5 protein-coding genes and 1 other RNA gene are annotated in these 10,969 nt (G+C 36.4%); 5 read left to right on the top strand and 1 reads right to left on the bottom strand.

Annotated elements, in window-relative coordinates; translation table 11 throughout:
• Both GN157_RS01010 and GN157_RS01005 read left to right on the top strand, forming a co-directional pair.
• Positions 1-2,079 (top strand): T9SS type A sorting domain-containing protein (locus GN157_RS01010; RefSeq protein WP_157481276.1); only part of this gene is annotated, 2,079 nt, incomplete at its 5' end.
• A 4-nt stretch (positions 2,080-2,083) separates the two neighbouring features.
• A complete protein-coding gene (locus GN157_RS01005) occupies positions 2,084-2,956 on the top strand; it encodes an outer membrane beta-barrel protein (protein WP_157481275.1) in 873 nt (290 codons plus the stop codon).
• 51 nt (positions 2,957-3,007) lie between these two features.
• Here GN157_RS01005 and ssrA read toward each other — a convergent pair.
• Positions 3,008-3,408, bottom strand: a transfer-messenger RNA (tmRNA) gene (gene ssrA, locus GN157_RS01000).
• Between the two features lie 201 nt (positions 3,409-3,609).
• Here ssrA and GN157_RS00995 point away from each other — a divergent pair.
• The 3 genes from GN157_RS00995 (at position 3,610) to GN157_RS00985 (ending at position 10,969) form a co-directional block, all read left to right on the top strand.
• Entirely contained in the window at positions 3,610-4,830 is a 1,221-nt protein-coding gene (locus GN157_RS00995; protein WP_157481274.1) for an NAD(P)-dependent oxidoreductase, read from the top strand.
• 60 nt (positions 4,831-4,890) lie between these two features.
• Positions 4,891-7,641: a histidine kinase gene (locus GN157_RS00990; RefSeq protein WP_157481273.1), complete on the top strand. Its 2,751-nt coding sequence runs from the start codon at positions 4,891-4,893 to the stop codon at positions 7,639-7,641.
• Between the two features lie 241 nt (positions 7,642-7,882).
• Positions 7,883-10,969 (top strand): SusC/RagA family TonB-linked outer membrane protein, encoded by a 3,087-nt coding sequence (locus GN157_RS00985; RefSeq protein WP_157481272.1) that lies wholly within the window; start codon positions 7,883-7,885, stop codon positions 10,967-10,969.

The raw sequence follows: 10,969 nt of genomic DNA, 5'->3' as shown, positions 1-10,969 counted from the left end.
ATCACAGCACAGGGAACAACAGTAATCACATGGACGTATACTGATGAAAATGGAAATGAGTCCACTCAAACGCAAAATGTAGTAATTGAAGATACCACAGTACCAGTAGCAGATATAGTGACTTTAGCCGATATTACAGCACAATGTGAGGTACTTGAAAGTGATGTAACCGCGCCAACAGCAACCGATAACTGTGACGGAGTAGTAATGGTAACCAATGATACTGTTTTCCCAATCACAGCACAGGGAACAACAGTAATCACATGGACGTATACCGATGAAAACGGCAACTACAGCACACAAACACAAAATGTAGTAATTGAAGATACTACAGCACCAGTAGCAGATGTAGCTACTTTAGCCGATATTACAGCGCAATGTGAGGTACTTGAAAGTGATGTAACCGCTCCAACGGCAACCGATAATTGTGGCGGAATAGTAACGGTAACTAATGATACTGTTTTCCCAATCACAGCTCAGGGAACAACAGTAATCACATGGACGTATACCGATGAAATCGGGAACTACAGCACACAAATGCAAAATGTAGTGATTGAAGATACCACAGCACCAGTGGCAGATGTAGCAAATCTTCCGGCTATTACAATGCAGTGTCAGGTGCTTACTACCGATATACCTGTGCCAACAGCAACTGATAACTGTGCCGGTGCACTTACCGCTACAACAACCGACCCATTACTGTATACCGAAGTAGGTAACTATATTATTACCTGGAGTTATGACGATGGCAATGGTAACATTACCACACAAACACAGGATGTAATTGTAACCGAGTCGGCTATTAACGCTGTAACGTTTACAAGTCAGACCTTAGTTTACAATACAGAGGAACAAGCCATAACTGTAGACAACCTGCCGGAAGGCGCTACCGTAGCATATGCTATATCTCCTGATACCGGTTTAGGCAATGCGGCTATTAATACAGGTGTTTATACATTAACAGCAGAGGTAACTCCGGCTCCGAATGCACCAAACTGTAACCCGATTATAATAACAGCTACCCTGACTATAGAACAGGCTCAACAAGAGATAATCTTCGATGCTCTTCCGGTTAAAAACCTTGAGACTGACCCAGATTTCCAGCTTACTGCTATAGCTACTTCAGGACTGCCAGTGTATTATACCTACAGCTATACTGCGCCAAACCCTCCTGCAACAGTTACTGCCGATGGATGGGTAGACATGCTTACTTCGGGCGTGTTGCAAATAACAGCGCACCAGGATGGTGATGCTAACTATCTTCCGGCTACACCAGTTACACAGGAGCAAATTATTACAAGTAGTAACTCGGCTATCAGTATCATAACAGTGGGTGATATAGTACATGAAAATCCTGCTAATGAAATATATCATCTTATTGACTGTGAGGATACCGAAAATTTTGTTACGGTTAGTTTAGAAACTGATCCGGGAGCAATAGTAACACCAGCGCATACATTTACGATAAATACAACAAAGCCAGGTATTTATGAAGCAACAGTAACAGTTACTTCTCAGGACGGGACATTAACACAAACCTATACTATTGTTGTAGAGAAAAGATTTAGCTTTTTTGATGTAGTTGTACAGAAGTTTGATAATCTTTTGCTTGCCAATAATAATCCAGAAACTAACGGTGGATATTCATTTGTAGCTTATGAGTGGTATAAAAACGGTAATCTTGTAGGTAATCAGCAGTATTTTTCTGAAGGGGAAACTATTAATGATTTACTGGACCCGGATGCCGAATATTATTTAAAGCTTACCACTGTTGAGGGTGATGTATTGCAAACATGTGTTTCAAATATAGTACTACAGCATGTTTCCAGCATGAGAGTATATCCTAACCCGGCGAGAATAGGAGGAGAGGTTATAGTTGATGTCGACTTCCCTAGTTTTGAGTTAGATGATATGCAAATTGAGATCTATGACTTAAACGGAAGAATAGTTCATACTGTTAAATCAAATGGTAAACTTACATCTGTAAAACTTCCCGGAACCATTCAGGAAGGAGTGTATATAGTAATATGTACAACAGAAAATTTACAAAAATCATTCAAAATTATAGTTCGTAATTAATCATATGAGTTTATTATTTAATATCAAAAAACATAGAATAACATCTTGTAAAATATTGGCCATATTCTTTACAGGGTTATGGTTAGTGTTTTCAGGAGAGATGAAAGCTCAGGTTAAGTCTTTTTCTGAAATAGCAATCATAGCCGGAGGACCGGGATCATCATTAAATTATGGAGTTGAAGGAGCTGATGTTAGCCAATCCCCAGGTTTTAACTTTGGAATAGAGTATACCTATAATTTCAATAATAATCTTGGAATATCATTAGGTACCGAATTCCAGCATTTTAAATCTGAAGTTAAAGCCTTTGTTATTTCGGGAAATTATCAGACTACTGACTTTGAGATGGAGAGTTTTGAGTTTCGTTATTCAATGAGAAGCTTTAAGGAAGAGCAAACAGTAGGTTTTATAAATATTCCTATTATGTTTGTTTATCAAAATCAGGAATATGATTTTTATGTAAGAGCTGGAGCCAAGATTGGACTGCCGTTATCGGGTAAATTTAAATCTGGCTATAACCTTTATACAAGCGGTTATTACCCGCAGTATAATGCTGAACTTTTTGACCCTGCTTTTATGGGGTTTGGGGAGTTTAATAATGTGCAGGCTAATGGAGATTTAAACATAAAGCCTACTTATATTGCCTCGGTTGAGCTTGGTATAAAACAGTCTGTAGGAAAAAGTAATCTATATATAGGATTTTATTTAGATTATGGATTAAACGATATAGCTGATAAAAAGAACAGGCTGGCAGACTATACCGTTAACGACAGTGGAGCAGGTTTTAAATACAACAGTGTACTGAATACAGAATACGTAGACAAGATTAAAACCATGGCTTTTGGTGTAAAACTTAGATACAGTGTTTTTAAGTTTTAAATAAAAACCTAAATCATAAAAAAGCCTGCAAAATTTGCAGGCTTTTTTTGTTTGTGGAATCGCCGGGAATCGAACCCGGGTCCAAACAAGCAATTAAAGAGCTTTCTACACGCTTAGTTTCCGCTTGGATTTTCGACAGTTTGCAAGGCCGGAAACTGCCACAAACCACTTAGCTTCTTAAATCTCGAAACCTCCGCGAAGCAAAAAGGTCTCCAGGTCTATTTTTACGGTTCTCCTATACGAAACGCCATAAACCAGGGCTTTTCAGGAGAATCCCGCCTTCCTACCTAGTAGGAACGAGGCTTAAAATCTTACTATAATTCAGATTAAGCAGCAAGAGCGTAGTTTTCTTCGCCGTTTATAAAAAGTTGAGACTTGGGATTAACGAGAATCGTCTCCTTCTCGGCGTGCTTACTGTTCAATTCGACCTGCTGTCAAAACCAGTCGACCCCAGTAAGTTTTCTGTATAAATACTGTCAAAAACAATACCAAACAGACTGCAAATTTAACGAATTTTATTTTAATCTGCCCATTGTCCATACATTCTATTTTTGTTATATTTGAACACTGTTTAGGATATAAAGTTATATTATTTCATGAAAAACGTTTTCGTGGGTAGTATAGTAACATAATTCATTGTTAAAAGAGCCATCATGAAAATCGGGATAATAAGAGAAAGGAAGTCTCCACCAGACAGAAGAGTAGTTTTTTCACCTCAGGAGCTGGCAGAGCTGCAAGATCGGTTTCCGCATGCAGAAATTAAGGTGGAACCATCTGATATAAGGGTGTTTAAAGATGAGGAATACAAAGCCCTTGGGTTTGAGTTAAGTGACGATTTGACCGACTGTGATATATTATTAGGTGTTAAAGAAGTTCCGGTTGATGCACTTATACCGGGTAAAAAATATTTTTTCTTTTCGCATACAATCAAAAAACAACAGTATAATAAAAAGCTACTACAGGCTATTATTAATAAGCATATTGATTTATATGATCATGAAACTATTGTTGATGCTAATAACAAAAGGCTTATAGGTTTTGGTGAATATGCAGGTATAGTAGGAGCTTACAATTGTTTTAGAGCTTTTGGGGTAAAGTATGAACTTTTTGATTTGCCAAAAGCCGAAACATTAACAGATAAACAGGCGCTGATAACAAAGCTTAAAAGGCTTACATTACCTCCTGTAAAAATAGTTCTTACCGGTAAAGGTAAAGTGGGTAAAGGGGCTAAGGCTATACTTGATGCTGTTAGGATAAAAGAGGTGTCGCCTGAAAATTTCCTTACAAAAACCTATACAGAGCCAGTGTATACACAGCTTGATGTGACCGATTATAATAAAAGGAAAGACGGTAAAGAGATTACTAAGGAGGATTTCTATGTAAACCCCGATAAGTATGAGTCTGACTTTGGGAAATATGCTAAAGCGGCCGATATTTTTATAGCAGGTCATTTTTATGGTAATGGAGCTCCGGCGATATTAACCAATACTATGCTTACAGATAAGGACAACAAAATAAAAGTAGTTGCCGATATTTCCTGTGATATAGATGGTCCTGTAGCCTGTACCATACGCTCATCTACTATTGCAAATCCGTTTTACGGTTACTTACCGTCTGAAAAAAAAGAGGTCGATTTGTTCCATCCAAGTGCTATAGCGGTTATGGCGGTAGATAATTTGCCATGCGAATTACCAAAAGACGCAAGCGAAGGTTTTGGGCATATGTTCCTTGAGTATGTAATACCATCTTTCTTTAATGGTGATGCTAACGGGGTGTTGCAAAGGGCACTTATAACACATAACGGAAGCCTGACAGAAAGGTTTAAATATCTTGAAGACTTTATAAATGAGAATAACGAAGTGCCCCATAATTAAGGGGCATTTTTTTTATAACATATTTGTTTGCTAAATTTGGTAAGCTAAACAATCCTCATAATGAAAGTAAGAGTACTGCTTACCCTATTATTATTTACTACAATTAAACTTGCCGCCCAGGACTTACTTCCTTTTGTAGAGAACTTTACAAAGTCAGACTATAACGGAGATAATCAGGTGTGGAGCAGTTGTCAGGGAGATGATAATGCCCTGTATTTTGCAAATAATCATTACTTTTTACGATATAATGGTGTAAAATGGGAAAAATATTCACTTCCTAATAAAACTATTATACGGTCTATTTATCCTGATGGCGACAGGATATATAGTGGTTCATACCGTGAATTTGGTTATTGGCATAGGGTAGAAGGGAAAATGGAGTATGTATCTCTCTCTAAAGGGAAAGATGTTTTTGCCGGAGGCTGGGATAATGAGGAAATTTGGAAAATATTTAAACACAATGATAAGCTATACTTTCAGTCATTTAATGCTTTGTATGTAAGCAACGGGAAAACTATTGAGCGAATAAAATTTCCGTCGTTAGTTTCTTATTGCTACTTACTTGGTAATACAGTTTATGCAGCCTCTGTTCAAAACGGAGTGTATAGAATGGAAGGGGAGCAGTTTATACATATTGAAAACTGGCATGAGCTTAATTTAAATGTTATTCATGGTATGGGGCTTAATCAGGCTTCAGGTAAAATATATGTATTTACCAAAAATAAAGGAGTGTTTACAGGGAATGAAAATGGTATTACAGCATGGAACTCTCCGTTAAACAATCTTTTAAAACAAAATGTAATTCTATGTGCAAAGTTTATTGATGATAACAGGCTGGCTATAGGTACTGCACTTAAAGGGATTTATGTAGTAAATGTAAATACAGGAGAGTATTATAATATTAACAGGCAAAATACCTTAAAAAATAATGCTGTACTTAGTATAACACTTGACAGGGAAAACGATTTATGGCTTGGACTGGATAATGGTATTGCCCATATTGAGGTAAACTCACCCATATCGGTTTTTCAGGACAATTCGGGAGTACTAGGATCGGTATATTCACTATCGGCTACCGGAGATTACTACCTTTTTGCTACAAATCACGGACTGTTTGAGTATAAGAATAATAGTTTAAAAGCTATACCGGGTTCTCAGGATCAGGTTTGGGATATTTATAAGCACAAAGATGAGTATATTATAGGTCATAACGGAGGTACGTTTGTGTATAACGGAACTTCTTTCATTAAAAAAAGCCCAATAAACGGTGGTTGGCGTTTTATAAAAAGTGATTATGATAATGCTTATTTTCAGGCTAATTATGCAGGGGTAGCCGTTTACAGGGATATTAATAATCTATCAGATTATAAACGTATAGACAGCCTTAGCAAGCCACTTAAAAATATGGCCCAAAACAAACCCGGTGAAATTTGGGCAGCCGATAATTACAGGGGCTTATATCGTATAACTTACGATTCGGGTTTTAATACAATACGATTTACTGATATTTCTAAAAAGAACAACATCAACAATGACTATGCGGTTAAAATATTCAGGTTTAGGGACGAAATACTCTTTTATATAGATAATACCTGGTATACCTATAATAGTATAACCGCAAAACTGGAACAAAATCCGGTGTTTAACGCATCTTTTAAAGATATTTCAGATGTTTCGGCTATTGATGATAACAGGTTTTTAGTTATTAAGGATGGACTTTTATACCTGATAACACGTGAAGCCGAAAGGTTTGTATGGCATCTGTTGCCTGAAAAGTACTATCAGGGTAAACTGATAATGGAAGATACCCGTGTATTTAAAGATACAGGAAGATTAGTTATTAATCTTGATGACGGATTCCTAACCTTTAATGATGCAAAAACCATTAAAAAAACGGCTGTAGTATTATTGGAAGGCTTTTATGACGGAAAACTTCTTACTTCAGGAGCTAAAGTAAAATACAATTTACCGGTAGAAATAAATGTGGTGGCCGATTATTATGGTTACAGTAAACCCGACTTATTTTACAGACTTAATGATTCGGGTGATTATATACCAATTAAAAACGGAAGTGTAATTCTTAACAACCTTAGTAGCGGAAGTCAGGATTTCAAGGTATACTATAATAATGGTAAGGAATATGTTGAAACAGCTTCTTTTGATTTTATAGTTGCCCGTCCGTGGTATTTTTCAGGCTGGATGATTTTGGTATATATTATTGTAGTGTCTACCGTATTCTTTTTATACTACAGATGGAATAAAGTGCGCTACCTGCAAAAAATCAGGTTACACGAGGAAGAACTAAAACACCAAAAGGAAATACTGGAGGTAGAGATGGATGCCGAAAACAAACTTAGGCAGCAGCAACATGAAAAACATATGCTTGAAATGGAGGTGCAAAATAAAGCATCTGAAGTTGCAGGTAAATCATTATCTATAGCCAAGCATAGTGAAATGATTGAAAGCATACAGGAGGTGTTGGAAAGCAAAGCAGAGGGGGATGACCTTAAATCTAAAATCAGGAAAATTATAAAAACGAGTTCGCTTAGTAAAAATGAGTGGCAAAGTTTTGAGAAAAACCTATTTAAAAGTCATGAAGAATTTGTAGATAAATTGTCTAAGTTATATCCTTCACTTACCCCAAAAGATATTAAGCTTTCCATCTACTTAAAGATGAATTTATCGTCAAAAGAAATTGCTCCGTTAATGAATATTTCCTACCGCGGGGTAGAACTACATCGTTACCGTTTGAGAAAAAAACTTGACATAGATAAGGAGGAAAGTCTCTATAGGTTTATGATTAATCTATAATTGAGGATGTTTTTTTATCTAAAATCTAATTTTAAAGGGTCTATTTTATCATATTATAACTCATCAATACTACATCATTAACAGTTTTAGTGATGTACTTTGTTTAATGTTAACTTGTTGTTATTAAGTGTTTTAAATTGATTTTTTTGTAGTATGATGTAGTTAAGATATACTTAAAAAGCTAACACTACATCGTTATAGTTGGTAATTTAGTCTCAACTAACTTTAACATAATCGATTTATGAAAAACTTTATTCTTGGGCTATTTCTTATGCTGGGTGGTTACATAACCTACGCGCAGGAAATAACAGGAACGGTTGTCGATGAAAGCGGACTACCGATTCCTGATGTTTATATTGTGGCTACACAATCTAACACAAGTACCACAGCCGATTTAGATGGTAAATTTATCATTGAGGCTAAAGAGGGTGAGCCTATCACTTTTTCAATGTTAGGCTATGACAACCTAACTGTAAATGCTACTGCTAATATGAGTGTGGCTATGAAGCCAAGTTCAGACTCTGTTCTTGAAGAGGTGGTGGTAGTAGGTTACGGTACCACTAAAAGATCTGACTTAACCGGTGCTGTAGGTACTGTTAAAGCTGAGCAGTTTACTAAACAGCCGCAGTATAACGCTATGGGATCCATACAGGGTAAAATTGCCGGTGTTAACATTATTAATAATGATGCTCCGGGAGCTTCTCCAACTGTAAGAGTAAGGGGATTAGGTACTGCTGTAGGTGGTAGTACTCCTCTATATGTAGTAGATGGTATTGTTTTGAGTAGTATAGATAATATTAATCCTGGTGATATACTTACTATGGATATATTAAAAGATGCTTCATCTGCAGCTATCTACGGATCTAATGCAGCAAATGGTGTAATCCTTATTACTACTAAAAAAGGTAAATCAGGTAAAATGAATATTACTGCAAATTCATCATATGCAGTAAAATCATTACTTAATAAAGTAGAAATGGCTAATGCCAGCCAGTATGTAACTTACTTTAACGAAAACCTTACTTTCCAGGGAAGAACTTCAGGTTTTTTACAGGAAAACCAACCATATGATACTGATTGGTTAGATGAAACGACTGATTTGGGTAAAACTACAATTAACAACATTGCTATCTCAGGAGGTAGTGATAATGCTGATTATTACTTTAGCTATAATAATTATGCTGAAGACGGTATTCTTGACCAACAAAAAATTGCAAGAAACACATTACGTTCAAATACTTCATTTAAACTGCTTGATAACAAACTTAAGTTAAGTCAAAATCTTACTTACACGCACACTAAAACAAACCCAAAACCTTTTAGCGCGTTTAATGATGCTTACAGACAGGCTCCTATAGTACCTACTCATTATGCAAATGGTGCTTTTGGTCAGTCGTTTTATAACACTACAACAGGTGTTGTTGGTTATGAGGCAGGTGATGGTGAGAGTATAGGTAGATTAAACTCTATAGGTAACCCTTTAGCAAATGTTTACTATCAAAATGAGGAAACAAACATGGACTATTTACAGGGGATGTTTGATGCAGAGCTTAAAATAACTAGCTGGTTAAAAGTTAATTCAAGACTGGGACTTACTAAGAGTTTCGCTAAAACAAGAATATTTAACGATATTAAAGGGCGTTGGTTAACCGCTGATCCTACAAGAACGGAACAGCAGTTTTTAGATAATCAGGAAAATAACCCTGAATCTGTAACATGGGCTAACAACTCATTACAATATGAAAACGTTGAAAGTTTCCGTTACAACTGGGATACTTTCTTTACAGTAAACAAGTCTTTTGGAAATAACAATTTCACAGTAATTGGGGGTATTACAAAAGATAAAAGAGGCGACATTTACACTATAAGAGTGAAAGACTGGAATGTTCCTTATGAAGAGCAGTTTTGGAATATAGACCGCTCTACAGCTTATACAGCTGAAACTAGTCAAAACTACAGTACACCAACTCATATGTTATCTTATTTTGGGCGTATTGAGTATAACTATGACGGGAAGTATTTTCTTACAGGTAATATAAGAAGAGACGGTAATAGTATATTTAAAGAAAATAGGAAATACTGGGGTACATTCCCTTCGTTTTCTGCCGGATGGGTGCTTTCAAAAGAAAACTTCCTAAGCGATGTTAACTTTATTAACTTCCTTAAAGTAAGAGGTGGTTACGGTGAGCTTGGTAATGCAGCTGTTAAATTTAATACACAAACCCTTACAACCGGAAATGCTAGTGGTGCATACAACTATGTATTCGGGCCAAATCAGGACCTTGTTTTTGGTGGTTATTACAGCTCTCCTGCTTTCCCAATATCATGGGAAACTACAAAAGAATGGAATGCAGGTCTTGATTTTGAAGTGCTTGACAGAAGGTTAACAGGTAGTTTTGATTATTATCACAGGCTTACAGATGGTGCTAATTTATTAATCACTCCTGTACTTAACTCTCCTTATGGTAGTTCTTTCTATGATGAGGCATGTGATATATTAAACGAAGGTTTTGAAATTGGTCTTAACTGGAGAGATACTATTGGTGATGACTTTAGCTACTTTATTGGAGGTACGTTTGCTAACAACAAAAACACAGTTCAAAATATTAAACCTGCTTACGATGGTTACACAGGTGGTAGCTTAGCTAATGGACAGATAACTAAAAGGATTACAGAAGGGCAACCTATTTACTCTTGGTGGATGTATGAGGCAAACGGTGTATGGCAAACTCAGGATGAGATTGATGCTAATCCACACATTGCAGGAGCACAGCCGGGTCAGTTAAAATATGTTGACCAAAATGGTGATGGTAAAATTGACGATGCAGATAAAAAGAATTTCGGTTCATACATACCTACATTTACTTATGGTATTAACGTAGGGTTCAACTACAAAAATATTGATTTCTCTGTTGATGGTTATGGAGTAGGTGGTAACAAAGTTTACAATGGTCTTAATGGTACACGTATTGACGGAGGTGAGAATTTCTCTACAGAGATGTATAACGGTCGTTGGACAGGTCCTGGTACTTCAAACTCTAAGCCGGGTGCTAACAGAGATTCAAGAGCATCAAGCTATTATCTTGAAGACGGAGATTACTTTAGAATCAACAATATTACAGTAGGGTATACATTTAACCAGGTATTTAACGGTATCGAGTCTATCAGAATTTATGGTACAGCTCAAAACCCGTTCCTTATCACTAAATATTCTGGATTTACACCAGAGATTAACAGTAATGGTTTACCGGCAGAAACTACAGGTATAGAGCTTTCGGCTTATCCTAATACTAAGAGTTTCATCTTTGGAGTATCTCTAACATTATAA

The organism is Flavobacterium rakeshii (assembly GCF_009741375.1).
GTDB classification, from domain to species: Bacteria; Bacteroidota; Bacteroidia; order Flavobacteriales; family Flavobacteriaceae; genus Flavobacterium; species Flavobacterium rakeshii.
The sequence above is the reverse complement of the archived record's forward strand: the minus strand, read 5'-3'. Positions and strand labels throughout refer to the sequence as shown.

Bases quoted from the DNA above. Each gene is read 5' to 3' on its own strand.
- GN157_RS01005 (WP_157481275.1), top strand. From the start codon at position 2,084: ATGAGTTTATTATTTAATATCAAAAAACATAGAATAACATCTTGTAAA.
- GN157_RS00995 (WP_157481274.1), top strand. From the start codon at position 3,610: ATGAAAATCGGGATAATAAGAGAAAGGAAGTCTCCACCAGACAGAAGA.
- GN157_RS00990 (WP_157481273.1), top strand. From the start codon at position 4,891: ATGAAAGTAAGAGTACTGCTTACCCTATTATTATTTACTACAATTAAA.
- GN157_RS00985 (WP_157481272.1), top strand. From the start codon at position 7,883: ATGAAAAACTTTATTCTTGGGCTATTTCTTATGCTGGGTGGTTACATA.